We start from the raw sequence: 25,000 nt of genomic DNA, 5'->3' as shown, positions 1-25,000 counted from the left end.
AGGTTTTCAATGCTGGCACGAAAGCGAAAACCCGATGACGAGCCGCCCTTCCCCCTCCCTCGCCGGCGAGCCGGCGCACCGCCACCACACGCCACACACCCCCGCCACCGAGCCGGTCGCCCCGCCCTCAGCGCCGCGCACGCTGCGCATTGCCGCGGGTTGCGGTACCGGCTGCGGATGCGGCACCCCCGCGCCTGCGGTCGCCGCCACATCCCCGTCGCACCGCCAAGCCGACCACGGTCACGGCGATGGTCACGCCCATGACCATGACAGTGCCCACGCGCACACGCATGCGCACGAGGCCGGTGATGGGCACGACCACGGCCCCCTGCCCGGTCCAGCCCGCATCGCCGCCGCGCTCGGCGTCGCCATCGCAGCCGAACTGAGCCACCTGTTGCTGCCCGACGCCCTGGCATGGCGCATCGCCGGCATGGCGCTGGCCGCCGTGGCCATCGCGCTGGCCGGCACGGGCATCTACCTGAGCGGCCTGCGCGCCCTGAGGCGTGGACGCCTGGGCATCGACACGCTCATGGCCGTGGCGGTGACGGGCGCCTCTCTGATCGGCCAATGGCCCGAGGCGGCCATGGTGATGGCGCTGTATGCGCTGGCCGAACTGATCGAGCACAAGGCGGCCGACCGCGCGCGCAACGCGATCTCGGGCCTCATGGCGCTGGCGCCCGACGAGGCCGAGGTGCAGGCCGCCGACGGCAGCTGGCAGCGCGTGCCCGCCGCCAGCGTGCCCCTGGATGCCATCGTGCGCATCCGCCCCGGCGAGCGCGTGCCGCTGGACGGCCAGGTGAGCGCCGGCCGCAGCACCATCGACCAGGCGAGCGTGACCGGAGAAAGCATCCCGGTCGACAAGACCGTCGGCGACCCGGTGTTCGCCGCCACCGTCAACCAGGGCGGCGAGCTGCAGGTGCGTGTGACGGCCGTGGCCGGACAGACCACGCTGGACCGCATCATCGAAGCCGTCGAGCAGGCGCAGGAGTCGCGCGCGCCCACGCAGCGCTTCGTCGAGCGCTTCGCCGCCATCTACACGCCGGCGGTGTTCATCGCCGCCGTGGCCGTGGCCGTGCTGCCACCCCTGCTGATGGACTGGGCCTGGCTCGACGCCATCTACAAGGCGCTGGTGCTGCTGGTCATCGCCTGCCCGTGCGCGCTGGTGATCTCCACGCCGGTGACGGTGGTCAGCGGCCTGACGGCCGCCGCGCGTCGCGGCATCCTCATCAAGGGCGGCACGCACCTCGAAGGCGCGCGGCGGCTCCGGGCCATCGCGCTGGACAAGACCGGCACGCTGACCCAGGGCAAGCCGGTGCTGGTGCACTGGCAGCCCTGGGGCGATGCAGATCCTGCGCATGTGCAACGCGCCGCCTCGGCCCTGGCGGGCCGCTCGGACCATCCGGTCTCGCTCGCCATTGCCAAGGGCCTCACCACGACCGAGGCGATACCCGGTGTCGACAGCTTCGAAGCGCTGGCCGGGCGCGGCGTCCGGGGCGTGGTCGACGGACTGCCGCTGGTGCTCGCCAACCACCGCCTGATCGAGGAGCAAGGCCTGTGCAGCCCGGCGCTGGAAGCCCTGCTGGCCGAGCACGAGGCACAGGGACGCACCTTGACCCTGCTCGCCGACGAACATGCGGTGCTCGGCGTCTTCGCGGTGGCGGACACGCTCAAGGCCGGCTCCAGGGAAGCGGTGGCGCGCCTGAAGCACCTGGGCGTCACGCCCGTGATGCTGACGGGCGACAACCCCAGCACCGCCCGCGCCGTGGCCGATCAGGTCGGCATCACGGATGCCCGTGGCGCCCTGCTGCCCCAGGACAAGCTGGCTGCCATTCGCGACCTTCAACAGCGCCACGGCGTCATCGCCATGGCGGGCGATGGCATCAACGATGCGCCCGCCATGGCCCAGGCCGACATCGGCTTCGCCATGGGCGCGGCCGGCACGGACATCGCCATGGAGACGGCCGACGTGGTCATCATGAACGACGACCTGGGCCGCATCGCCGACACCGTGGCACTGTCGCGCCGCACGCATGCGCTGCTCTGGCAGAACATCGCGCTGGCCCTGGGTATCAAGGCCGTGTTCTTCGCGCTGGCCATCGCCGGGCAGGCCACCATGTGGATGGCCGTGTTCGCCGACATGGGCGCCAGCCTGCTGGTGGTGGCCAACGGGCTGCGGCTGCTGCGCGGTCTGCCGGGGCGCTGACCAGTACGGGAGTTCTCAGCCGGCCATGGCCCGGCAGGCGCCGGCGCAGTCGCGGCAGGTCTTGGCACAGGCCTGGCAGTGGTCGGCCTCGTGCTGGGCGCACTCCGTAGCGCAGGCATCGCACAGGCGGGCACAGAGCGCGCAGATGGCCGCCGCATGCTCGCTGCCGCGGGCCAGCGCCGCCGCGGCGAACTGGCAGGCCGCGGCGCAGTCCATGTCCAGACGGATGCAGCCGCCCATGGCGCCCGGATCGGGCTCACGCAGGCAGGCCGCCGCGCAATGGCTGCAGGCCACGGCACAGGCGTTGCAGGCGTCGATGCAGTCCTGGTGATCGATGGGGGTCATCGCAATGTTCCTTTCATTGGGTGAGGGCAAGCGGCTTGCCGGGTGATCCAAGCCTGCGACGGCGTGCACATCGCGATGTCGGACGATGGTGCATGAGGCTGCGAGGGCAAGGCTGGCTCCGCAGCGATGCATTGGCGCCCCTGCGGGGCGTCAAGGCCCGCGCTGGCGTGCACTCCTAGAATGCCGCCCGTGCGCCTCTTCGTCCTGGTCCTTGCCCTCGTCCTGCTGCCCTTGCGCGGCTGGATCGGTGGCGCCATGGCGGTGGAGGTCACGGCCGCGGCGCCGTCCGCACATGCCGCCCGCACGGCCAATCCGATGCCGGCGCCGCAACACATGCCGGCGATGGCGGCAGCCCCAGCGCAGCCAACGGCGCACTGCCATGAGCATGCTGCGGATGAAGAACACGGCATGCAAGAAGCATCGCCCCACGTCGCCAGCGCCCCTTCCGTGGCGCACCATGGCGACGACAGCGGCACCGCACACGACCATGGCCACTGCGGCCTCTGCCAGATCTGCCATTCGGTGGCGATGACCGACGCGGCATCTGAAGCCCCTGTCGCGCCGCCCGCACGCGTGCAACCCCGCAGCAGCGCCCCGCACTTCGCAAGCGCCCTGCTCGCGCAGGCCGACAAGCCGCCCATTTCCTGAACGTCCTGCCCGTAGTCCGTCCGCCGCAGCCGTCCTGACGCGCCGCGGTGCCGATGCATTGCTTCAAGGAGCGTTCTCTTGTCCACCCCTCTCGTCCCGCGCAGCGTGCGCGGGCTGCCGCTGCGCCGTCGCCACGACGAAGCGCCGCCGATTCCCCATCTTTCCGTCGCGGCGCCGCCCGCCATCTTGCGCCGTGCGTGCCACATGGCCCTGGCAGGCCTCGCCGTGCTGCTCGCCGGCTGCGCCAGCCTGTCGCCCGAGGGCGATGCACCGCAGGCGCTTTCGCTGGTGCAGGGCCAGCCGCTCGTGGGCGACGCCCGGCCCCAGCGTCGGCCCGACACCGCATCTGCGGCGCAGGCGGAGACGCTGCTGGCGGGCCCGCTCGACCAGCAGGCGGCCGTGCGCATCGCCCTGGCCCAGAGCCCCCGCATGCAGGCGGCTTTCGCGGCCCTGCAGCTGTCCGACGCCGAACGGGCGGAAGCAGCCACGCTGCCCAACCCCGTGTTCTCCTTCAGCCGGCTGCGCGAGGGCCGCGAACTGGAGCTGGACCGCCTGATCAGCTTCAACGTGGTGGGCCTGCTCACCCTGCCCTGGCGCGCCCGCTGGGCCGGCCAGCAGCAGGAGGCGGCCCGGCTCGATGCGGCGCAGGCGGTGCTGCAGTTGGCGGCCGACACCCGTCGCGCCTGGCTGCGCGCCGTCGCCGACCGGCAGAGCGCCGTCTACCTGCGCGACGTGCGCGATGCCGCCGAAGCCGGCGCGACGCTGGCCCAGCGCATGCAGAAGGCGGGCAACTGGCCCGCCCTGCAGGCCGCACGCGAGCAATTGCAGCAGGCCGACGCACAGGCGCAGTTGGCCCGCGCCGAGCAGGCCGCCACCGCCAGCCGCGAGGCCCTGGTCCGCCTGCTCGGGCTCGATGGCGCACAGGCCGCGCGGCTCACGCTGCCCGACCGCCTGCCCGACCTGCCCGCCTCGCTGCCCGGCGATGCCGACCTGCAGGCGCAGGCCCTGCGCGATCGTCTGGACCTCCGCGCCGCCCGCGCCGACGCCGCAGCCATTGCCGAGGCCCAGCGCCTGACACGCGCTACCCGTTTCGTCGACGTGATGGAACTGGGCGTTGCCCGCAACACCACCTTCACCAACGACATCGACCGGGGCCGCAGCACGCAACGCGGCTGGGAGATCGGCCTGCCGATCCCGCTCTTCGACTTCGGCCAGGCACGCAGTGCGCAGGCCGAGGCACGTTACCTGCAGGCCGCCGCCCGCGTGCGTGGCGTGGCGCTGGCCGCGGCGAGCGAAGTGCGCGAAGCCGAGGCCGCCCGCCGGCATGCGTGGCAGATCGCGCATCGCTACCAGGCCGAGGTGCTGCCGCTGCAGCGCCAGGTCAACGACGAGATGGTGCTGCGCTACAACGCCATGGGCGCCAGCGTCTGGCAATTGCTGGCCGAAGCCCGCGCCAGTGCGCGAACGGTGGATGCGGCCATGCAGGCCCAGCGCGACTTCTGGCTCGCCGAGGTGGATCTGCAGATGGCGCTGACCGGCAGTTCGCCCGCCGGCCTCTCGGCCCTGCGCGGTGCAGGGACGGGCGCAGCCCCCGCCAGCACGACCAACGAAGGAGGCCACTGATGGACCGCCGACACTTCTTCTCCGGCATGCTGGCCGGCGCCGCCGCCGGTGCCGTCAGTCGGGTGGCCCTGGCCGCCGTGCCCGAGGCCGCGCAGCAGACCGGCCCCGCCACCGCGCCGCCGCTCCTGCCACCGGATGGCCGGCCCTACGACCCGGTCGTCACCCTCAACGGCTGGAGCCTGCCCTGGCGCATGAAGAACGGCGTCAAGGAGTTCCACCTCGTCGCCGAGCCCGTGGTGCGCGAGATGGCACCGGGCTTCAAGGTCAACATGTGGGGCTACAACGGCCAGTCGCCCGGCCCCACCATCGAGGTGGTCGAAGGCGACCGGGTGCGCATCTTCGTCACCAACCGCCTGCCCGAACACACCACCGTGCATTGGCATGGACAGCGGGTGCCCAACGGCATGGACGGTGTCGGCGGCATCACGCAGCCGCACATCCCGCCGGGCAAGACCTTCGTCTACGAGTTCACCGCGCGCCGCCCCGGCACCTTCATGTACCACCCGCATGCGGACGAGATGGTGCAGATGGCCATGGGCATGATGGGCTTTTGGGTGACGCACCCCAAGGTGCGCAGCCATCCGCAGATTGTCCGCGTGCAGCGCGACTTCTGCTTCCTGCTCGGCAGCTTCGACGTCGAGCCCGGCAGCGCCACGCCCAAGGTCAACACCATGACCGACTTCAACACCTGGGCCTTCAACAGCCGCGTGTTCCCAGGTATCGACCCGCTCTGCGTACGCCAGGGCGACCGGGTGCGCATCCGCGTGGGCAACCTCACCATGACCAACCACCCCATCCATGTGCATGGCCACGAATTCGAGGTCACCGGCACCGATGGCGGCGCCGTGCCGCGCAGCGCCCGCTGGCCCGAGGTGACCACCGATGTCGCCGTCGGCCAGATGCGCCAGATCGAGTTCATCGCCGACGAGGAAGGCGACTGGGCCCTGCACTGCCACAAGAGCCACCACACCATGGGCCCCATGGGCCACGACGTGCCCACCATGATTGGCGTGGACCATCGCGGCGTCGCGGACACCATCCGCCGGCTGGTTCCCGATTACATGGTGATGGGCGACAAGGGCATGGCCGAGATGGGCTCGATGGAGATGCCCCTGCCCGACAACACCCTGCCCATGATGACCGGCCGCGGCCCCTTCGGTCCCGCGGAGATGGGGGGCATGTTCACGTTGCTGAAGGTGCGGCGCGACCAGGCGCCGGGGGACTTCCGTGACCCGGGCTGGTTCAGGCATCCGCCGGGCAGCGTGGCGCATGAGGTCGATGCGGGCCAGGCGCCTGCGGCGGTGAGCCGAGCCGGCCCGGCAGACGCCGTGGCTCCAGGCATGACCGATGCCGCACCCGCCTCCGTCCGTAAGCCCAGTGGCCATGACCACCACTGACAAGGGCACCGCCGCCTAAGGCTCGATTGCCGACGCCAACGAAAGCCGGTACGTCACGTACCTCATCTTTCCCGACTCTGCCGCGCCCGGCGTTTCCCCGAACCGGAAGGGCATACATCGCCCAGCGCATGACAGAGCCACCGATTCGATTCAGAAGGACCCAACCATGAACAAGAGAAGCTTTCTCGCCCTGCTGTTGCCCACCGCGGGCATCCTGCTGGCCTCCCCCGCCGCCTTCGCGCAAACCGACGCACCGCTGCCCCAGGTCGAAGGCGAAGTCCGCCGCGTCGATGCCGCCCAGGGCCGCATCACGCTGCGCCACGGTGACATTCCCAACCTCGACATGGGCGCGATGACCATGGTCTTCCGCGTCCGCGACCCGGCGCTGTTGAAGGAGGTGAAGGCGGGCGACAAGGTGCGCTTCACGGCGCAGATGGTCGACGGGCAACTGACCGTGCTGTCGCTCACGGTTGCGCACTGAGCGGCCGATTGGAAAGGACTGGAAAAAGTCTATATTCAGTCCTCTTTCCCGGGAGCCGCGAATGCGCTTTTCGACGCAAGTCAAACCGATCAGCTACCTCAAGGCCAACGCGGCTGAAGTGCTGGACACGCTCGCGCAGCGGCGCGAGCCGCTGGTCATCACCCAGAACGGCGAAGCCCGCGCCGTGATCCAGGACGTGGCCTCCTTCGAAGAGACCCAGGAGACCCTCGCCATGCTCAAGCTGCTGGCCCTGGGCCAGCAGGATGTGGAGGCCGGGCACCTCAAGTCGCTGGCCGATGTGGTGCAGCGGCTTCGCAGCAAGCATTCCGCCAGCGAATGACGAGGGCGAAGGGCTTTCAGGTCATGCTGACCCGCGGTGCGGAGCAGGACCTGGAATCGCTCTACGACTACGTGGCCGAAGCCGAAAGCGTCGCCAACGCCCGTCGCCTGCTGGACCGCATCACAGCGACCCTCGATGGCCTGGCCCATCTGCCGGAGCGCGGCAGTCACCCCAAAGAACTGCTGAGCCTGGGCATCAAGGCTTACCGGCAGGTCCTGCTCAAGCCCTATCGCATCGTGTACCAAGTGCTGGCCCACCGGGTCGTGGTCCACCTGATCGCCGACGGGCGGCGGGACATGCAGACCCTGCTCGCACGCCGGCTGCTGGGTCGGTGATAGCGCGACTGATCGGCTTTGTTTTCAGCCGACCCGGATGGCTTTCAGGCCATCCCGCCATTCACAGAAATGACCTGCCCCGTGATGTACCCCGCCTCCGCGCTGGCCAGAAAGCCGGCCAGAGCAGCAACCTCTTCGGGCCGGCCGGCGCGCTGGGCCGGAACCATCTGCTTGACCATCGCGGGGTCGAAGGCGGCGTCGGCCATGGGCGAGGCGATGACGCCCGGGGCGATGGCGTTGACGGTCACGCCGCGCGAGGCCACTTCCATCGACAGCGCCTTGGTCGCGCTGTTGAGGGCGCCCTTGGCCGCCGCATAGTTGACCTGGCCGCGGTTGCCCATGATCGCCGCCACCGACGAGATGTTCAGGATGCGGCCCCAGCGCGTGCGCAGCATGGGCAGCAGCAGCGGCTGGGTGACGCGGAAGAAGCCGTTGAGCGACACGTCGATGACGCGGTGCCACTGATCGGGCCGCATGCCGGGCATCACGGCATCGTCATGGATGCCCGCGTTGTTGACCAGCACCTGCACCGGTCCGGCCTCCAGCATGCGGGCGCAGGCTGCCGCCGTGGCTTCGTCGTCGGTCAGGTCGAAGACGTGGCATTCGGCCTGGCCGCCGGCCCCGGCGATGCGCGCGGCCAGGGCCTCGATGGCCTCGCGGCGGCCGTTGGCATGCAGCAGCACGGTGGCGCCGTCGCGCGCCAGGCGCTCGGCGATGGCACCGCCCAGGGCGCCGCTGGCACCGGTGACGAGCGCGCGCTTGTTCTGAAGGGTCATGGGGAAGTACCTCCGTCGGTGACGGTGTCACGGACACCGGTCGTGATGGCCGGGCAGGCGCTCAGGGCGCGGCGTCCGGCAAGGGCGTGTTGAGAACGACCACCGCGCGGCCATCCGCCACCGGTGCGCCAGCCGCATCGAGCACGCGGAAGGCATAGAGCACCTGCTGCGCATCGCCCGACAGGCGTTCGGCATGAAGGTGCAGCGGCGCGGGCGCATCGTCGAAGCGGGCGCGATGCAGGCGCACGTTGCGGGTGCTGGCCAGGTAGCCGGCCGCGGGCGGCCCGTCCCCCGTGCTCAGCAGGCCACCATGCAGCGCCATGGCCTGCGCCGCGAACTCGATGGCGCAGGGGGCGAGCAGGCCCGAGGCGGTGCGCATCGGATTGGAAGGGTCCGCATGGGTGGCCGTCGTGCAGTGGATGGACTGCGCATCCCAGGCTTCGAGCCGGTCGAGCAGGCACATGCTGCCCGCGTGGGGAATGCGCGCGGCGATGCCGCTGCGGTCGAGGGTGGAGGGCGCGGTCATGGCAGGTCCGAGATCAGCAGCACATTGGCAAAGGGCGTGCCCTGGCTCATGGGCATGGGCTGCACCGCGAAGCCCAGGCGCTGCAGCAACGCGATCCACTCGTCCAGCGTGCGGCCCCAGGTGGGCGAGACCTTGTGGCCGCGGATGCGCGTCACGGTGCGATCCACCCACTGGCTGATCGCGAAGCCACGGCGGCTGGCGGCATCGCCGACGCGCAGCAGCAGGCGACCGGGCAGGCCGTCACGCTGCGCAGCGCCGGCGGCCAGCGCGTCGCGCACCCGCACGAGCACGCCTTCCTGCGCGGCATGGTCCACATAGTGCAGCACGTCGAGGATCACGACCACGTCGCAGGCCGGAAAGTCGGCCTCGCACATGTTGCCGCAGACGACGGTGGGCGTGGGCCGGATGTGGCCGACCGAGCACCGTGCCCGTTCCACGTCGCGGGGCATCAGCTCGATGCCGGTGTAGCGGGCATCGGACGGCAGCGGCGCCCAGGCGACGGGCCATCGGCCCTCGGCGCGCATCGCCTGGGCGGTGTGCAGCACGTTGGCGAACAGGCTCTGGCCCGAGCCGATGTCCAGCATGCGCGGCCGGCCGTCTCCGATCAGGCCCCGCTCGACGATGCCGCGGAATACCGGGTCATGGCCCAGCTTGCCGCGTGCGAAATGCCAGGCGAAGTTGCCGCCCTGGCGGTAGGGCTCGGTGGCGCGGGCGTGGAGGTCGCGCCAGGCGGCGTCGGGGGTGGGCGAATTCGAGTTCACAGGTGGGTCGTCCTGGCGCCCTCTCCCCTTGCGGGAAAGGGGAAAAGGCGGGAAAGGTCTGGCGCGCGGCGCGGCTTACGCATGGCCGAGCGCATGAGGCAAGGTCACGGCGTGCAGGCCATCACGCTCGAGGCGCTCCAGCAGCGGCGGCAGCACATCCAGGATCACCGGCCGCCCGCTGGGCGCCAGCGCCGCATGGCCGTCATGCAGGAGAAGAATGTCGCCGGCGCGCAGGCCGCGGGTGAGGCGAGCCATCACGCGCGCGGGGTCGCGCTCGCGGGTGTCGAAGCCGCGTCGGGTCCAACTCACCAGCTCCAGGCCGAGGCGATGCAGCACCGGGGCGAGGAAGGGATTGCGCAGGCCCGCGGGCGCACGAAAGCAGGTCGGCCGCTGGCCGATGACGGCCTCGATCATCTGCTGCGCGCGTTCGATCTCGGCATGGAAGCCGCGCGGCCCCAGCACCGAGAAGTTGTGCCGGTGCCGCGCCGTGTGGTTCTGGATGCTGTGGCCACGGGCCACGATCTCGCGCGCCAATGCCGGATGCGCCTGTACCCGTTCGGCGATGCAGAAGAAGGTGGCCTTCTGACCATGGGCGTCGAGCAGGTCGAGCACGGCTGGCGTCACCGCGGGCTCGGGCCCGTCGTCGATGGTCAGCGCCACTTCGTTTCGCGCTTCGGCGGCGGCAGGCAGGCGCAGCGTGTTCTGGCCGAGCCAGCGGCTGCGCGGCGTCAGGCCGATGGCGGTGATGGCCGCATGGTTGAGCACCACGGCGCCAAGCGCCCAGGGCCAGGCACCCGGCACGAGCAGGCTCGCCCCCAGCGCGCCGGCATGCAGCACCGCACTGCCCTTGAGGAAGGGCGTTGGCTGCCAGCGGCCGGCCAGGGCGCTCATGCCTTCGCCGTCCGGGCAAAGGCGGCCGACAGCAGCAGCGCCAGCAGTGCGCCGGGCGCCACCACCTGTCCGATGGACGCCAGCGAGGGGATGTCGGAGATGGCGATCAGCGTGAAGGAGATCACCGTCGTCAGGTTGGCCAGCATCAGCGAGGCCAGCGTGTCCTCGTCGGCATGGCCGGTCTCGCGCAGCTGGTCGAAGAAGAGCGCGTAGTTGGAGCCCACGGCCACCACCAGCAGCAGGCCCACCAGATGCAGGATGGACAGCGCCATGCCCATGGCCGCCATCGCACCCAGCGTGAGCGCCACGGCGGCGGCCAGCGGCTGGCACACGGCCAGCAGGCGTCGGCCCGAGCGCAGCCAGGCGCCCAGCAGCAGCACCACGGCCAGCGCGCCCAGGCCCACCTGCACGAAGGCCTCGTGCAGGTAGCGCTTGTAGAGCGCACCCAGTTCCTCGCCGACCTCGGCCACCGACACGCCCGGCAGCCCCTGCAGGGCGGCGACGACGTCTGCATGCTTGAACTGCGGGCCGGGGTGCAGCGAGATCATGGCGGCCCAGCCGCCACCCGGTCGCTCGAACAGCAGCGCGTCGACCACGGCGCCCAATGGACCCTGGCGTGCGTCCTCGCGGCTGATCAGCGGCGCGGCACGCGCCGCCTCGACCTGGGTCACGAAAGGTGCCAGGCGGTCGGCCGCGATCGGCAGGCCCGCCGTGGCTTCCTCCAGCCGGGCACGCAGCGTGGTGGCGTCGGGCAGGGCCTCGCGCCGCTGCATCTGCAGCGCCTGGCTGGGCAGGATGCGGGCCACGCTGTCGTAGCCCAACAGCGCGCCGCGCTCCACCAGCGGGTCGAGCCGCGCGCCGGCCGCCTCGGCCTGGCGCAGCGCCGCTTCGATGGTGTCGCCATAGGCCACCACCAGCGTGGCGCCGTCGCTGGCGCCGATGTCGCCGCGCAGTTGCTCGTCCAGCGCCTGCGATTCGCGCGAGACCGGGCTCATCGAGCTCAAGCCGGCGCGCCAGAGCTGGTCGCCTTGCCACAGCACCAGCGCGAAGCCGGCGACGGCCAGGGCCATCAGTGGCAGCCGCAGCCGCGGCAGTCCGCGCACGATGGCGCCGGCCGCGTGCGCCATGTAGCGGCGCAGGCCTCGGCCGCTGGCGCCCTGCGGCGCCAGCACCGGCAGCAGGAAGCGCGTGGCCACGGCCGCGGCCACCAGTCCGGCGATGGAGAACACGCCCAGCTGCGCCAGTCCCGGAAAGCCCGAGAACACCAGCGCCGCAAAGCCCGCCACCGAGGTCAGCAGGCCCAGCCGCACCGTGGGCCAGTGCAGGTCGCGCCAGCGTTGCCAGCCGGCCTGGGCCGGTCCCTCGCCCGCCACCTGGCGGGCCTGGATCAGGTAATAGATGGCGTAGTCCACCGTCTCGCCGATCAGCGTGCTGCCGAAGCCCAGCGTCAGCCCATGCACGCCGCCGAAGACCAGGCTGACGGCGGCCGTGCCCACCACCACGCCGGTGGCCACCGGCAGCATGGCGATGGCCAGCGCACGCAGCGCACCGAAGGCCAGCAGCAGCAGGCCGCTGACCACGATGGCACCCACCACCGCCAGGTGGACGGCCTCGCGCTTGATGCTGTCGCGGCTCTGCACCGAGAACACGGCCGTGCCGCTCATCAGCAGGTGCGTGTCGGTGGCGCCCACCTCGGTGGCGGCCTGGGCGAAGTCGGCCTGGATGGTGGCGATGGCCTGCGCCTGGGCGTCCAGGTCGCCGCCGGCGGCGCGGGTGCTGGCCAGCAGCAGCGCGCGCGGCGCCTCGCGCGCCGCCCACACGCCGTCGACGCTACGCGGCGCGGTGGCCGGAATCAGCGTCTCGGCCATGCGGGCGGATTCGCCCGTGGGGTCGCGCTCCAGCAGCGGCTTGAAGGCATTGCCGCCCGGCGTGCCCAGCAGCGAGAGCGTGTCGAGGATGGCGTTGCGCAGCCCTTCCACCGTAAAGTGCTCGGGCGTGACCGCGGGCGAGAGCTGGTAGCGCCGGTCGAAGACCCAGGTGCCGGCATCGCGCCATTCGCTCTGGTCGCCGTTCTGCACCTGGTCGAACAGGCCGCTCTTGCGCAGGCGCTGGCCCAGTTCGCGCGAGACGGCCGCGCGCTGCGCCTCGTCGCGTCCGCCCTCGATGCCGATGAACAGCGTGCGCGAAGCGACGCCCGTCTGGATCTGCTCGATGAGCATGCGCTGGCGCGCGTCCGGATGGGCAGGCAGGAAGGCCGAAAGGTCGGCGTCGAACTTGGAGCGCGCGATGATGCCCACGCCGGCCGCCAGCACCAGCAGCCAGACGAGCACCACGGCCAGACGGCGCGCGGGCGAGAGGCCGGCATCGTGGGCCGGCGCGGCAGGAGGGCGGCGGCTCATGAACCGGCGGGCCCGGGCACGATGTTCATCACCGAGCGGTCGCCGCCGATGAATTCCATCTCGATGCCGCGCACGTCGCTGCCGATGCCCGACAGGCGCAGGCTGCGCACTTGGGCGGCCAGCGCGGGCAGCGTGGGCACCAGGTCGAGCGTCCAGGCCTTGGCATCGCCCTTCACATCGGCCTTGAAGTAGCGCAGCAGCGCCGGCGCGTTGCCGCTCAGGGTGCCGCGCATCGCTTCCATCATGCCCTGCAGCTCGGGCATGGCGTCCAGGCTCAGGGTGCGGGTGCGGCCGCCGCGCGAGAGGATGAGCACGTTGCCCTGCACCTCCATCGACTCCGGCCGCGGCGTGAGCGTGCGGCGCACCAGCTTGTCGGGTGCGGTGAAGCTGAGCACGCCGGCCGAGTCGAGCGGGCCGTCCAGGCCGCGCACATAGCGCTGCTCGGTGAAGCGGGCCTCGCCGCTGCGGCGCTGGGCCAGCAGGGCCATCAGCTCGTTGAGATCGAACGCCCAGGCAGGTGCCGCAAGCAGGCCGGCCAGGGCCAGCAGCAGGACGGCACGCAGGCGGCGCACGCCGGCCAGGGCCTCACGCACGCGGCGAATCTTCGAGCCAGAAGTCATGGAAATTGAACCAGTTGTGGGGATGGGCGCGGCACAGGTCTTCCAGGCGCCGCACATAGGCTTCGAGGGCATCGCGGATGCGGCGTTCCCGCTCGGCGGGATCGAGTCCGCGGGCGCGGCGCGGCGCTGGTGCGCCGGGCTCGGTGGTGCCACTTTCCGCCGCCGGTGCCGAGAAATCGGCCAGCGGCTCGAACACCACGCGGTAGCGGTTGCCGCCCAGGTACAGGCCCGCCATGAACACGGCCGGCCGGCGCAGCAGCGCGGCGAGGCGGAAGGGCCCGTCGTTGAACCAAGCCGGCTGGCCCAGGAAGTCGATCTGCACCCGGTTGCCGCGCTGGCCGCCGTCGTCCTCGCCCACGGCCAGGGTGCGATCGCCGAGCATGCCGGCCATGCGGCCGCTGTCCAGCCAGTCGCGCAGCTCCAGCATGGCGGCGGGCCGGCCCAGGGCGATGATGTGCGGCCGGTACTCGGGCAGGCTGATGGCGCCCAGCACGGCGTTGATGCGCCGCGCGTTGTCCGGGTACATCAGCATGGCCAGCCGCAGGTCGACCGGCGCCTCTGCCTGCTGCCGACAGGCCGACAGGGCCTCGAAACTGCCGATGTGCGCACCGACCAGGAAGGCGCCGCGACCCGCGCGCACATCGGCCTCCACGGCCTCGCCGCCCTGCACTTGCACGTCGAAGAGCGCCATGCGCCCGCGCAGGAAGTACACCCGGTCGAGCACCGTCGACGCGAAGTTGTGCAGCAGCCGGTAGCCGTCGCGCCAGCCCGCCTTCGGCCCGATGGCCCGCGCCAGGTAGCGCCGCACATGGCGACGCGGCGTGGGCGCGAAGAGCAGGAAGTACAGCGTGATCGGATGCAGGACCAGCCGCGTGAGCGGCCGGCCGCAGCGCAGCGCCATCCAGCAGATGAAGCGCAGCGCCAGGATGTTGCTGCGCTCGGGCGCGCGGGCCCAGTCGGTGCCGGGACGCAGGTCGTCGCCGAGGGCGCTCATGGGCGACCTCCGGCTTCGCCTGCGGTGCGGGCGCCCTCCCCCGGCAGCCAGCGTCCGCTGGCAGCCACGGTGTCGCCCATGCGCACGTCGAAGCGCACACCGGCCGCCGCGCCCGTCTCGGGCTGCAGATCGAAGACCAGGTCGGCGCCCGGCCGCACCGGCGCCAGGAACTTGGCCGCCGCCAGCATCGGCGCATCGCCCAGGCGCGCGCGCAGCGAGGGCACGCCGCGCATCGCCTCCAGCAGTTCGGCGAGCAACAAGGCGCCCGGCAGCAGCGGCTGGCGGGGGAAATGGCCGGCAAAGGCGGGATGGTCCTCGGGCACGCGGTGCGACAGCCGGACCGGGCTGCCGTCCGCCGCCAATTGGGCGAGCGCGAATTCGCGCAGCTCCCGACGCGTCAACTTGCCGGTGCCCACGCGCGGCAGCGCCTGCACATGCACCACGCGGCGGGGCACGAACACCGGTTCGACGCGCTCGCGCAGGCCGGCGATGACCGTCGCGGCATCCACCGAGGGGGCCACCACGAAGGCCACCGGCCGCACCACGCCGTCGGCCACGTCGTCCGGCAGCCAGAAGGCGCCGTCCTCGACGCCAGGAATGCTGTTGAGATGGAAGTCGAGGTGGCCCAGCGACGTCCGCCGGCCCGCCACGTGCACGAGGTCGTTGGCACGGCCGAGCAGGCGGAAACGGCCGTCGCCGAGCAGTTCCAGCAGGTCGGCCATGGGCGTGGGTGCGGGAATGAAATCGCCCGAGAAGACAAAGCGCTCGGCGCCCTCCGGGCCGGTCTCGGCCTGCACGCGGATGTCGCCCATCACCTCCCAGACCTCGCTGCGCACGGGGCAGCGGGTGGCGACCTGGCCGGTCTCGGTGCTGCCGTAGATCTCGACCATCACGCCGCCCGTGGCGCGCTCGGCCTGGGCCGCCAGTTGGGGCGACAGCGGCGCGGTGGCGGAAAGCACCATGTCGACCGGCGGCACATCCAGGCCCGACTGCAGCAGCGTCTTGAGGTGGAAGGGCGTGGTGACCAGCGCGCGGGGCCGCGGCACCGACGCCAGCGCCTGCACGATGTCGGCCGGATAGAACGGCCGCCCGGCCTCGAAGGCCGGCCCACCGAGCATGGCCAGCAAGGCCGACGACTCCAGGCCATAGCTGTGCTGCACCGGCACCGTGGCCACCAGCGTCAGGCCTTCAAGCGAAGACAGGCCGAGCAGTTGGCACAGTCTCGGCACCGCGGCGGCCACATCGCCCACCAGCGTGCCCCAGGTCTTGGCATGCGGCTGCGGTACGCCGGTGGAGCCCGAGGTGAGCAGGCTGGCCGCGTGGCGGTCGAGCGCGATGGCCGCCCAGTCGGGCATGGCGGCGAGCGGCGTGCGCGCCCCATCGGCGTCGACCTCGACGCGCTGCGCGAGGCCGGCGCCGTGGGGCTCGCCGGGATCGACCAGCGCGAAGGCCGCAGGATGCTCGGCGCAGACGCGTGCCAGGGTGTCCTCGCGCGCATCGGGCGGCAGGAGGCTGGCATGGCCCCGCAGCAGCGCCGCCGCCAGCCCGACGGAAAAGCGGTAGCGGTCGCCACACAGGTTGACAGCCGGGCCTTCGGCCGGAAGCTTCGCAGCAACGGCCTCGACGTCGGCCAGCCAGGCCAGCGCACTGATCGGCCGGCCATGACGCCAGGCCAGCGGCGCGCGCAGGTCGCGCGGGCCGAGCAGGTGGGACACGCTCATTGCTTGGCAGGCGCGTAGAAGGCGCGAACGGCATCGATCAGCCGCACGCGCTCGAACTCGGGATGCAGGCGGTAGCGCAGCAGGTATTCGCCGACGAACAGCGCACCGACGCCAATGGGCGTGACCACGTTGGAGAACAGTGACCAGTCCTCGAACGGCCGCAGCAGGTAGACAGCCAGCGACAGCACGCAGACCGCGCAGAAGTACACGGTCCATACGGCCGTCACGCGCGCCGTGTAGTGCCGCATGTCGGGCGTGAGCATATGGATGCGCTGCGCGAACTGCCCGATCAGCGAAAGCTGCCCCGCGCGCAGCGTGCCGCCGAACCAGCCGGCCAGCAGCGCGTTGATGCCCACGTGCTGCAGCACATAGAGCGGATTGGGATCGCCGGCATGGCCGCTCATGACCAGGGCCAGCCCGGCCAGACCCAGCACGCCCACCAGGACCAGGCCGGCACGCCCCAGGTGCTGCCCCGCCAGACCCATGCCGGTGAGCCACAGCGGCACCAGCAGCACGACCACGGCCCAGGGCTCGGCCGCGTGGTAGACCATCATCCAGTGCGAGGCGCCGGCATAGGCCACGCCCACCAGCAGCATCAGCGCAATGCGCCAGGCGGGCATGCCCCTTACCCGGCCTTGTTGGCGGCGACGTGGGCCGCCAGCGCGCGCAGCGAGGCAAAGATCTGCTGGTTGCGCTCGTCGTCCGAGCGCAGCTGGAAGCCGTAGCGACGCGAGATCTCCAGCGCCACTTCAAGGATGTCGATGGAGTCCAGGCCCAGGCCGTCGCCGTACAGGGGCGCCTCGGGGTCGATGGACTCGGGGGCCACTTCGAGATTGAGGGCGCTCACCAGCAGTTCGGCCAGCTCGTTCTCGAGCGGAGTGCGGTCAAAAGAGGTGGTCGAGGACAAGAGGGGCTCCCGGATGTGTAGAGATGAACCGTCGGCCACAGCCCGTACGGCAAAAGAGAAAAATTATAGGAGTCGCCCCGATGGCCATGGCCACGGCCGGCGCGGCCGCGACACCCTGGCGCAGCCCTCCCCTTCGGTAGACTGCCGCGGTTTTTCGCCCTGATCCGGGAGTCTTATGGCCGATCCTCTGCTGCTGGCGCGCCACGGCGCCATCCAATGCTTCCTGCTGCCCGCCCTGGCCAATCGCCATGGCCTGATCACCGGGGCCACGGGCACCGGCAAGACCGTCACGCTGCAGACCCTGGCCGAGCGCCTGTCGGGCATCGGCGTGCCCGTCTTCATGGCCGACGTGAAGGGCGACCTGAGCGGCATCAGCCAGCCCGGCCGCATCGGCGAGCGGATGGCTGCCACGCTCAAGGAGCGCGGCATCGAGCTGCCCACGCCGCAGGCCTGCCCCGTGGCGCTGTGGGACGTCTTCGGCGAGCAGGGACATCCGGTACGGGCCACCATCTCCGACATGGGGCCGCTGCTGCTGGGCCGAATGCTGGACCTCAACGAGACCCAGGCCGGCGTGCTCAACCTGGTGTTCAAGATCGCCGACGACAGCGGCCTGCTGCTGCTCGACCTGAAGGACCTGCGGGCCATGCTGGCCCATGTGGGCGAGAACGCCAAGCAGTACACCACCAGCTACGGCAACATCAGCGCCGCCAGTGTGGGGGCCATCCAGCGCGGGCTGCTGGCCATCGAATCGCAGGGCGGCGACCGCTTCTTCGGCGAGCCGATGCTGGACATCCAGGACTTCATGCAGACGGTGGACGGCCGCGGCGTGGTCAACATCCTCGCGGCCGACAAGCTGATGAATGCGCCGCGCCTGTACGCCACCTTCCTGCTGTGGATGCTGTCGGAGCTGTTCGAGCAGTTGCCCGAGGTGGGCGACCTGGACCAGCCCAAGCTGGCCTTCTTCTTCGACGAGGCCCACCTGCTGTTCAAGGATGCGCCCAAGGCGCTGGTCGAGCGCATCGAACTGGTGGTGCGACTGGTGCGCTCCAAGGGCGTGGGCGTGTACTTCGTGACGCAGAACCCGCTGGACATCCCGGACTCGGTGCTGGCCCAGCTCGGCAACCGGGTCCAGCACGCGCTGCGCGCCTTCACGCCGCGCGACCAGAAGGCCGTGCAGTCCGCCGCCAGCACCATGCGCCCCAAGCCGGGCCTGGACATCGGGCAGGCCATCACCGAACTGGCCGTCGGCGAGGCATTGGTCAGCCTGCTGGATGAAAAGGGCCGGCCCGGCATCACCGAGCGGGTGTTCGTGCTGCCGCCCGCGGGCCAGATCGGGCCGGTGTCGCCGGAGCAGCGCCGCACGCTCATGAGCGGCTCGCTGGTGGCCGGCGTTTACGAGCAGGCGGTGGACCGCGAATCGGCCTACGAGAAGCTCAAGGGCCGCGCCGCGTCGGCACCGGACGCGCCGGCGACGGCCCGGCCCGACGGGACCGGCCCCGGCAGCGCTGCGGGCACGGGGGCAGGCGGAGGCAATGCAGGCCAGGCCGAGGGAAGCTTCCTGGACGATCTACTCTTCGGGACGACCGGGCCGCGAGGCGGGCGCAAGGACGGTCTGGTGCAGACGTTGGCCAAGTCGGCGGCGCGCACGGTGGGCACCAATGTGGGCAAGGAAATCCTGCGCGGCGTGCTCGGCGGGATCTTCGGCGCCAAGAGCCGGCGCTGAGACTGCCACCGCAGCCTGCAGGGCGCCGCCGCGTCACTGGCGCGGCAGCGCGCGGCCAAGGCACCGGCGCCCAACGCCAGCCCCTGCGGCGGCAGCCGACCTCAGTAGGTCGGATAGCGCACGGCGTCTTCTTCGGCGTAGCGGCTGCGGCCGACCATGAAGCCGACCAGAACGGTGCCGCACACCACGCCCAACATGAATCCTGCAATGACCATCAACATGGCGCGTCTCCATTCGTTGTGAGGGAAGCCCTGGCGGCCGCCGTCGGACGCTCGCCGTGCTTCCTGACTGTGACGATACCGTGATCGTCCCTGCGCAGCGATGGGAGTTAACCCAGTGTTAACAACTCCGACATGCCCGTCGGCCAAGGCCGCGCAGACGGGTCGGCGGCCACGCGCGGCGCGCCGATCTGGCGGTTCAGTCCGCCGTCATCGCGCAATGGGATGATGCGGAAGCGCTCCCTGTGCGGCCCATGCTCCCCTCCCCCAACACACCCTCCAAGCCTTCGCCGATCAGCTTCGGCCGCGCCCTGCTCTTCTGGCTCAAGCTGGGCTTCATCAGCTTCGGGGGGCCGGCCGGTCAGATCGCCATCATGCATGCCGAACTCGTGGAGCGCCGGCACTGGATCAGCGAGCGCCGCTTTCTGCATGCCCTCAACTACTGCATGCTGCTCCCCGGCCCCGAGGCACAGCAGCTGGCCACCTACCTGGGCTGGCTGATGCATCGCACCTGGGGCGGGATCGCGGCAGGCCTGCTGTTCGTGCTGCCTTCGCTGGTGCTGCTGATCGGACTGTCATGGGTGTACATGGCCTTCGGGCAGCAGCCGCTCGTCACCGCGATGTTCCACGGCATCAAGCCGGCGGTCACCGCCATCGTGCTGCAGGCGGGCTGGCGCCTGGCGGGCCGTGCGCTGCACAGCCGCCCGCTGATGGGCATCGCCGCGGCGGCCTTCATCGCGATGGCCGTGCTGCACCTGCCCTTCGTACTCGTACTGACGCTCGCGGCACTGGCCGGGCATTGGGGCGGCCGGCGCTGGCCCGGGACTTTTCGAGGCCGGGGGGCCCATGCGGCTGCGGCGTCCGGCGATGTGCCGGGTCCCGCCGCCTGGATCGACGACCACAGCCCGCCCCCGGCGCACGCACGCTTCTCGCGCGGCCGGATGGTCCGCGTCGTGGCGGTGTGCGTCGCCCTCTGGAGTGCGGGCATGGCCGCCGCCATCGCCATTGGCGGAGTGCAGGGCACCCTGGCGCGCATGGGCTGGTTCTTCACCAAGGCGGCCTTCATGACCTTCGGCGGCGCTTACGCCGTCCTGCCCTATGTGTACCAGGCGGCCGTCGAGCACTACCACTGGCTCTCGGGCCCGCAGATGATCGACGGGTTGGCGCTGGGAGAGACCACGCCCGGCCCGTTGATCATGGTGGTGGCGTTCGTGGGCTTCGTGGGGGGCTGGAACCAGCTGGCACTGGGCCCGGACCTGCCTTTCCTGGGCGGCGCAGTGGCAGCGGTGGCCGTGAGCTTCTTCACCTTCCTGCCGTCGTTCCTGTTCATCCTGGCAGGTGGCCCGCTGGTGGAATCGACCCGCGACCGCCTGGGGCTGGCCGCGCCCATGGCGGCGATCACGGCTGCGGTCGTGGGCGTGATCGCGCAGTTGGCCCTGTTCTTTGCCGGCCATGTGCTGTGGCCCGAGGGACAGGGCTTCGATACCGGGGCTGCGGTGCTGATGGTGCTCGCCGCCTTTGCGCTGATCCAGTTGAAGTGGGGCGTGATGCCGGTGCTGGCGGCAAGCGCGGCGGCAGGACTGGCGCTGCAGATGCTGGCCTGAGCAGACGGCAGCGCGGGCGATCTGATCGACGAGGGCGACCGTACAATCCTCGCCCGCCGCTCCAAAGCAAAAAGCCCGCACTGGGCGGGCTTTCTGAGCAGCTTGGTGACGACCACCAAGTGCTTCGTTTGGCTCCCCGACCTGGGCTCGAACCAGGGACCTACGGATTAACAGTCCGGCGCTCTACCGACTGAGCTATCGGGGAAGGAAGCCCTAGAGTATAGCGACGGTGTTTCGGTCGCACAGAGTAACCAACATAAATAGTCGGAAATAGCCTGGATTGCCCTGCACGTTCGTGCCGCCGACACGGCGGCCGGCATGCCAAATGGCCGAGTGCGATTCGGCTGACGCATCGCTGACCCGCAAACGCTTATGCTGGATATCGATGATCTCCCGATACGCTCCTGCTCAAGATCGCCACTGGGATGTCCTTGCGCGCGATCTTCGACAGAGCGTGCCGCTGGAACTCCCGGCGGCACATGCGGACGATGTCCTGCCCGGCGGCCAGGGCGCCTTCATCCACAAGCAGACCGGCGCGCCCGTGGTGGGCATGGGGCGCTGGGGACTGGTGACGGCGGAAAGCCGGCGTGGCGGCATGGAGGCCGCGCTGCGACTGCGCACCGCCCTCGTGCGTGACGACGAAGTGCGCAAGTCGCCCTACGCCACGGCCTGGACCAAGGACCAGCTCTGCGTGGTGCCGGTGGCAGCCATCTATGTGCAGGACTTCCGCGTCGACCCCCGTGTACCGCAACTCGCACGCATCAGCCGGCGCGACGGCCATGCCCTGTGCATCGCCGGCCTGTGGAGCAGTTGGCTGGACGACAACGGCGTGCGGCAACTGAGCTTCGCCCTGCTCACCATCAACGCGGACGACCATCCGCTGATGGCCCGCTACGGCGCGAGCGGCCATGAACGGCGGATGCCGGCGCTGCTGCCGCGGGGCCTGGTGCGGGCCTGGCTCGAAGCCCGGGGCCGCGAGCGCCACGAGTTCCTGCGTCCGCTGCCCGCCGAACAGCTGGTGGGTGAGGCTGTCGCACCGCAGGCGCCGGAGATGCCGGCCCCCGCCCCCGCGGCTGCGCCCACCGCCCTGCCCGCCGCCGCGGCCGAAACAGCCGCCCCGCGCCATCGCCGGCCCTGCCTGCTGCTGGTGGACGACGAACCCTCCAACCTCCAGGTGCTGCGTCTGGCGCTTCAGGCCGACTACCGGCTGGTGTTCGCTACCGACGGGCGGCGGGCCCTGCAACTCGCCCGCGAACACCGGCCCGACCTGATCCTGCTCGACATCATGATGCCGGAGCTCGATGGCTATGCCGTCTGCCGCGTGCTGCAGGAGGACCCGGCCACGGCGAGCATCCCGGTGATCTTCTGCACCGCGCGCGCCGACAGCCAGGGCGAGGCCCTCGGCCTGGAAGCCGGCGCCGTCGACTACATCACCAAGCCGCTCTACCCGCCGGTGGTACGGGCGCGCGTGCGCACCCACCTGTCACTGGTGCGCGCGGAGGAACTGCGCCGCACCCAGTTGCAGATCGTCCAGCGGCTCAGCCGCGCCGCCGAGTACCGGGACAACGAGACGGGCATGCACGTCATCCGCATGAGCCACTACGCCCGCGAGCTGGCGCTGGCCGCGGGTAGCACGCAGGAATGGGCCGACGACCTGCTGCATGCCGCGCCCATGCACGACGTGGGCAAGATCGGCATCCCCGACGCCCTGCTGCGCAAGGCCGGACCGCTCGACAGCCACGAATGGGACGTGATGCGCCGCCATCCGCTGATCGGCGCCGAGATCATCGGCAACGACAGCTCGGAGATCCTGACCATGGCCCGCGCCATCGCCCTGTCGCATCACGAGAAATGGGACGGCACCGGCTATCCGCAGGGCCTGCGCGGCGAGGCGATCCCGCTGGAGGCACGCATCGTGGCCATCGCGGACGTGTTCGACGCCCTCACCTCGCGCCGTCCCTACAAGGAGGCCTGGACTGCCGAACGGGCCCTCGACTACATCCGCAGCGAATCGGGACGGCACTTCGATCCCACGCTGGTCGCGCTCTTCCTGTCCATTGCGCCGCGCCTGGCCGAAGTGCGCCAGCGCTGGCCCATCGACTGAGGGGCGCCGGGCGCCCGCCTGGCCACACGCGCTGGCGCGTGGCGCCTCAGGCGGCGGGCGCGGAGGCCGAGGCCGCCAGCCGCGCCCGCACCTCGCGCACGCGCGTCGCCGGGAAGGTGATCGAGAAGCGCGACCCCTTGCCCACCTCGCTCTCGATGCGCAGTTGCCCGCCGTGGCGCTGCACGATGTGCTTGACGATGGCCAGGCCCAGTCCAGTCCCACCTGTCTCGCGCGAGCGACTGCGGTCGATGCGGTAGAAGCGCTCGGTCAGCCGCGGGATGTGCTCGGCGGCCACGCCCGGCCCGGTGTCGCGCACCGTGAACTCGCCGCGGCCGTCGGACAGCAGGCGCCAGGTGACGACCACCTCGCCGCCACCGGGCGTATAGCGCACGGCGTTGGTCACGAGGTTGGACATGGCGCTCTGCAGTTCGGTCGGCACGCCCGAGACTTCCGAATCGGCCTCGACGGCAAAGAAAAGCTTGTGCGGCTGCGACGCGATGCGGCCCGAGAGCCCACGCGCCTCGTCCTCGCAGTGCGCCATCAGCGCCCTCATGCGCGTCCACTGGTTGACCGGCGGCGCCGCACTGCCTTCGAGGCGCGACAGCGTCAGCAGGTCGGCCACCAGCGTGCCCATGCGCTGGGCCTGCTGGCCCATCAGGGCCAGGTAGCGGGCCCGCTCGTCGGCGTCCAGCGGCAGCGTCTGCAGCGTTTCGACGAAGCCGGTGAGCACGGTCAGGGGCGTGCGGATCTCATGCGACACGTTGGCGACGAAGTCACGCCGCATCTCCTCGGCCTTCTCGAGCGCCGTGATGTCGCGCGTGAGCAGCATCCGGCGGTTGCCCGCGTAGGGATGCGCCTGCACCGACAGCCGCATCGGCTGTCCGGACGCGGAGCGCGAGGCCACCGGCGCATCGATGACCACCTCGCGGCTGTAGTTCCACGAGGCGAGGTAGCCGATGAAGGCAGGATCGCGCACGAGATTGGCGATGAGCTGCTGCAGGTCGCGTTCGACGTCCAGCCCCAGGTGGACGCCGGCGGTCTGGTTGCACCATTCGATGCGGCCTTCCTCGTCCACCAGCACCACGCCGTTGGGCGAGGCCTGGATGGCGGCCAGGAACTCCTGCAGACGCTGCTCCGCCTGCTGGGTCTGCTGCTCGCGCAGGCGCAAGGCGCGGCGGATGCGGTCCGACAGCTCGCCCCACAGGCCGAAGCGGCCGGGCGGCAGTCCCAGGGCGTCGTTGCGCATCGCCTGGATCAGGCTGTGGGCCCGAAGCATGTCCAGCACCAGCCAGCCCAGCGCCCCCGCCCAGGCCCCGGCCCAGGCCAGGCGCCATCCCATCAGGAAGCCGGCGGCAGCGGCGCCTGCAGCGGACAGGCAGAGAAAGGCGGCTAGACGACCGGGCATGGCCATGGATTATCGGCAGGCACCGCCTCGGCGGGCCCGCGGGCAAAGTCGCGCACGGAAGGAAGGAAGACGGGCAGCGGCCGGCGCATCCGGCGGCCCGGCGCCAGGCAGGTCAGACGGTCGCCTGGACGGTGAAGCGGTAGCCCGCGCCCCGCACGGTCTCGACCATGCTGGCGGCGGCGCCCAGCGACTCGCGCAGGCGCTTGACGTGGACGTCGACCGTGCGCTCCTCGATGAAGACATGGTCGCCCCACACCTTGTCGAGCAGTTGCGAGCGGCTGTGCACGCGCTCGGCGTTCTGCATCAGGTAGGCCAGCAGCTTGAACTCGGTCGGGCCCATCTTGAGGGCGGCTCCCTGCCAGGTCACGCGGTGGGTCGCGGTGTCGAGCACCAGCTCGCCGGCCTCCAGCCGTTCGACCGCGGCCTCGGGCGCGCGGCGGCGCAGGACGGCACGGATGCGGGCCAGCATCTCCTGCGTGGAGAAAGGCTTGGTGATGTAGTCGTCGGCGCCGGCGTCCAGTCCGGCCACCTTGTCCGGCTCGTCGCCGCGGGCGGTGAGCATCAGGATCGGCACCTGCTTCGTTCGGGCGTCGCGGCGCCACTGGCGCGCCAGCTGCAGGCCGCTCTGGCCCGGCAGCATCCAGTCCAGCAGGATCATGTCCGGCAGCACCGCATCGATCTCGCGCTGTGCGCTCACGCCGTCCTCGGCCCAGATGGGCTCGAAGCCGTTGTGCCGCAGGTTCACCGCCAGCAGCTCGGCGATGGAGGACTCGTCCTCCACGATCAGTACACGAGGTTTCTTCATGGTGTTCTTCCAGGTCCGGGCAGCGCAGCCATCGCCAACAGCCGCTCAGCCCGCCCACCGCTCGAACGGCCGCGGAGCAGGCCACGCCCAAGCACCCGCGGAACTGGCTTTGCCAGGCCGCTGGGTGCGCCCCCCTCCGGGGGGTTGGCGGAGCGCGAAGCGCGCAGCCTGGGG

Annotated in this window: 23 protein-coding genes, 1 tRNA gene and 1 pseudogene; 11 read left to right on the top strand and 14 right to left on the bottom strand. The window is 71.1% G+C overall.

The genetic code is table 11. From position 1 onward, the window contains the following. The first annotated feature begins 34 nt into the window (after positions 1–34). Positions 35–2,203 (top strand): heavy metal translocating P-type ATPase, encoded by a 2,169-nt coding sequence (locus ABIC63_RS10865; protein WP_502935864.1) that lies wholly within the window; start codon positions 35–37, stop codon positions 2,201–2,203. A 15-nt stretch (positions 2,204–2,218) separates the two neighbouring features. Here ABIC63_RS10865 and ABIC63_RS10860 read toward each other — a convergent pair whose 3' ends face one another. Then, positions 2,219–2,548: a four-helix bundle copper-binding protein gene (locus ABIC63_RS10860; protein WP_354319747.1), complete on the bottom strand. Its 330-nt coding sequence runs from the start codon at positions 2,546–2,548 to the stop codon at positions 2,219–2,221. Between the two features lie 189 nt (positions 2,549–2,737). On the opposite strand from ABIC63_RS10860, the gene ABIC63_RS10855 reads away from it, so the two are divergent. The 6 genes from ABIC63_RS10855 (at position 2,738) to ABIC63_RS10830 (ending at position 7,372) form a co-directional block, all read left to right on the top strand. Continuing rightward, positions 2,738–3,196 carry a hypothetical protein gene (locus ABIC63_RS10855; protein WP_354319746.1) on the top strand — a complete coding sequence of 153 codons (459 nt, stop codon included), beginning with the start codon at positions 2,738–2,740 and terminating at the stop codon, positions 3,194–3,196. Positions 3,197–3,274: 78 nt separating this feature from the next. Beyond that, on the top strand, positions 3,275–4,819 hold the full coding sequence (locus ABIC63_RS10850; RefSeq protein WP_354319745.1) for a TolC family protein: 1,545 nt from the start codon (positions 3,275–3,277) through the stop codon (positions 4,817–4,819). Continuing rightward, positions 4,819–6,216: a multicopper oxidase family protein gene (locus ABIC63_RS10845; protein ID WP_354319744.1), complete on the top strand. Its 1,398-nt coding sequence runs from the start codon at positions 4,819–4,821 to the stop codon at positions 6,214–6,216. The genes ABIC63_RS10850 and ABIC63_RS10845 overlap by 1 nt, the downstream gene beginning before the upstream one ends. Positions 6,217–6,382: 166 nt before the next feature. Next, positions 6,383–6,697: a copper-binding protein gene (locus tag ABIC63_RS10840; protein ID WP_354319743.1), complete on the top strand. Its 315-nt coding sequence runs from the start codon at positions 6,383–6,385 to the stop codon at positions 6,695–6,697. A gap of 61 nt (positions 6,698–6,758) precedes the next feature. Next, the gene (locus ABIC63_RS10835) at positions 6,759–7,037 is read left to right on the top strand and encodes a type II toxin-antitoxin system Phd/YefM family antitoxin (RefSeq protein ID WP_354319742.1); all 279 of its coding nucleotides are present in this window, start codon (positions 6,759–6,761) and stop codon (positions 7,035–7,037) included. Further along, the gene (locus ABIC63_RS10830; protein WP_354319741.1) at positions 7,034–7,372 is read left to right on the top strand and encodes a type II toxin-antitoxin system RelE/ParE family toxin; all 339 of its coding nucleotides are present in this window, start codon (positions 7,034–7,036) and stop codon (positions 7,370–7,372) included. The genes ABIC63_RS10835 and ABIC63_RS10830 overlap by 4 nt, the downstream gene beginning before the upstream one ends. Positions 7,373–7,416: 44 nt before the next feature. On the opposite strand, the gene fabG is transcribed toward ABIC63_RS10830, so the two are convergent. The 10 genes from fabG to ABIC63_RS10780 all read right to left on the bottom strand — a co-directional run bounded on the left by fabG (position 7,417) and on the right by ABIC63_RS10780 (position 16,967). Beyond that, entirely contained in the window at positions 7,417–8,148 is a 732-nt protein-coding gene (gene fabG, locus ABIC63_RS10825) for a 3-oxoacyl-ACP reductase FabG (RefSeq protein WP_294371343.1), read from the bottom strand. Between the two features lie 61 nt (positions 8,149–8,209). After that, on the bottom strand, positions 8,210–8,674 hold the full coding sequence (locus ABIC63_RS10820) for an ApeP family dehydratase (protein ID WP_294371346.1): 465 nt from the start codon (positions 8,672–8,674) through the stop codon (positions 8,210–8,212). Beyond that, positions 8,671–9,435, bottom strand: coding sequence for a class I SAM-dependent methyltransferase (locus ABIC63_RS10815; protein WP_354319740.1), 765 nt, complete (start codon positions 9,433–9,435; stop codon positions 8,671–8,673). The genes ABIC63_RS10820 and ABIC63_RS10815 overlap by 4 nt, the downstream gene beginning before the upstream one ends. 75 nt (positions 9,436–9,510) lie before the next feature. Next, positions 9,511–10,326: a polysaccharide deacetylase family protein gene (locus ABIC63_RS10810; protein WP_354319739.1), complete on the bottom strand. Its 816-nt coding sequence runs from the start codon at positions 10,324–10,326 to the stop codon at positions 9,511–9,513. After that, positions 10,323–12,725: an MMPL family transporter gene (locus ABIC63_RS10805; RefSeq protein WP_354319738.1), complete on the bottom strand. Its 2,403-nt coding sequence runs from the start codon at positions 12,723–12,725 to the stop codon at positions 10,323–10,325. Before ABIC63_RS10805 ends, ABIC63_RS10810 begins: the two co-directional genes overlap by 4 nt. Next, positions 12,722–13,345 carry a LolA-related protein gene (locus ABIC63_RS10800; RefSeq protein ID WP_294371359.1) on the bottom strand — a complete coding sequence of 208 codons (624 nt, stop codon included), beginning with the start codon at positions 13,343–13,345 and terminating at the stop codon, positions 12,722–12,724. The genes ABIC63_RS10805 and ABIC63_RS10800 overlap by 4 nt, the downstream gene beginning before the upstream one ends. Beyond that, positions 13,311–14,339 (bottom strand): lysophospholipid acyltransferase family protein, encoded by a 1,029-nt coding sequence (locus ABIC63_RS10795; protein WP_294371362.1) that lies wholly within the window; start codon positions 14,337–14,339, stop codon positions 13,311–13,313. Before ABIC63_RS10795 ends, ABIC63_RS10800 begins: the two co-directional genes overlap by 35 nt. Further along, positions 14,336–16,060: an AMP-binding protein gene (locus tag ABIC63_RS10790; protein WP_354319737.1), complete on the bottom strand. Its 1,725-nt coding sequence runs from the start codon at positions 16,058–16,060 to the stop codon at positions 14,336–14,338. Before ABIC63_RS10790 ends, ABIC63_RS10795 begins: the two co-directional genes overlap by 4 nt. Next, complete coding sequence (locus ABIC63_RS10785; RefSeq protein ID WP_294371366.1) at positions 16,057–16,680, bottom strand: COG4648 family protein; 624 nt, start codon at positions 16,678–16,680, stop codon at positions 16,057–16,059. Before ABIC63_RS10785 ends, ABIC63_RS10790 begins: the two co-directional genes overlap by 4 nt. A gap of 5 nt (positions 16,681–16,685) precedes the next feature. Beyond that, positions 16,686–16,967 carry a phosphopantetheine-binding protein gene (locus ABIC63_RS10780; RefSeq protein ID WP_017762228.1) on the bottom strand — a complete coding sequence of 94 codons (282 nt, stop codon included), beginning with the start codon at positions 16,965–16,967 and terminating at the stop codon, positions 16,686–16,688. 175 nt (positions 16,968–17,142) lie between these two features. Here ABIC63_RS10780 and ABIC63_RS10775 point away from each other — a divergent pair, with 175 nt between their 5' ends. After that, positions 17,143–18,690 carry a helicase HerA-like domain-containing protein gene (locus ABIC63_RS10775; protein ID WP_354319736.1) on the top strand — a complete coding sequence of 516 codons (1,548 nt, stop codon included), beginning with the start codon at positions 17,143–17,145 and terminating at the stop codon, positions 18,688–18,690. A 472-nt stretch (positions 18,691–19,162) separates the two neighbouring features. Beyond that, the gene (gene chrA / locus ABIC63_RS10770; protein WP_354319735.1) at positions 19,163–20,512 is read left to right on the top strand and encodes a chromate efflux transporter; all 1,350 of its coding nucleotides are present in this window, start codon (positions 19,163–19,165) and stop codon (positions 20,510–20,512) included. A gap of 129 nt (positions 20,513–20,641) precedes the next feature. Here chrA and ABIC63_RS10765 read toward each other — a convergent pair. Then, a tRNA-Asn gene (locus ABIC63_RS10765) sits at positions 20,642–20,717 on the bottom strand. A gap of 120 nt (positions 20,718–20,837) precedes the next feature. Here ABIC63_RS10765 and ABIC63_RS10760 point away from each other — a divergent pair. Both ABIC63_RS10760 and ABIC63_RS10755 read left to right on the top strand, forming a co-directional pair. Further along, positions 20,838–21,536 (top strand): annotated as a pseudogene (locus ABIC63_RS10760) (SOS response-associated peptidase family protein); the annotation flags it as partial. A 27-nt stretch (positions 21,537–21,563) separates the two neighbouring features. After that, positions 21,564–22,616, top strand: a complete 1,053-nt coding sequence (locus tag ABIC63_RS10755; RefSeq protein ID WP_294371814.1) for an HD domain-containing phosphohydrolase — start codon at positions 21,564–21,566, stop codon at positions 22,614–22,616. 46 nt (positions 22,617–22,662) lie between these two features. On the opposite strand, the gene phoR is transcribed toward ABIC63_RS10755, so the two are convergent. After that, on the bottom strand, positions 22,663–24,021 hold the full coding sequence (phoR, locus tag ABIC63_RS10750; protein ID WP_294371411.1) for a phosphate regulon sensor histidine kinase PhoR: 1,359 nt from the start codon (positions 24,019–24,021) through the stop codon (positions 22,663–22,665). 112 nt (positions 24,022–24,133) lie between these two features. After that, positions 24,134–24,826, bottom strand: coding sequence for a phosphate regulon transcriptional regulator PhoB (gene phoB / locus ABIC63_RS10745; RefSeq protein WP_017760498.1), 693 nt, complete (start codon positions 24,824–24,826; stop codon positions 24,134–24,136). Positions 24,827–25,000 lie beyond the last annotated feature (174 nt).

It is taken from the genome of Pseudacidovorax sp. 1753, from assembly GCF_040544975.1.
Lineage (GTDB): Bacteria > Pseudomonadota > Gammaproteobacteria > Burkholderiales > Burkholderiaceae_C > Xenophilus.
The sequence above is the reverse complement of the archived record's forward strand: the minus strand, read 5'-3'. Positions and strand labels throughout refer to the sequence as shown.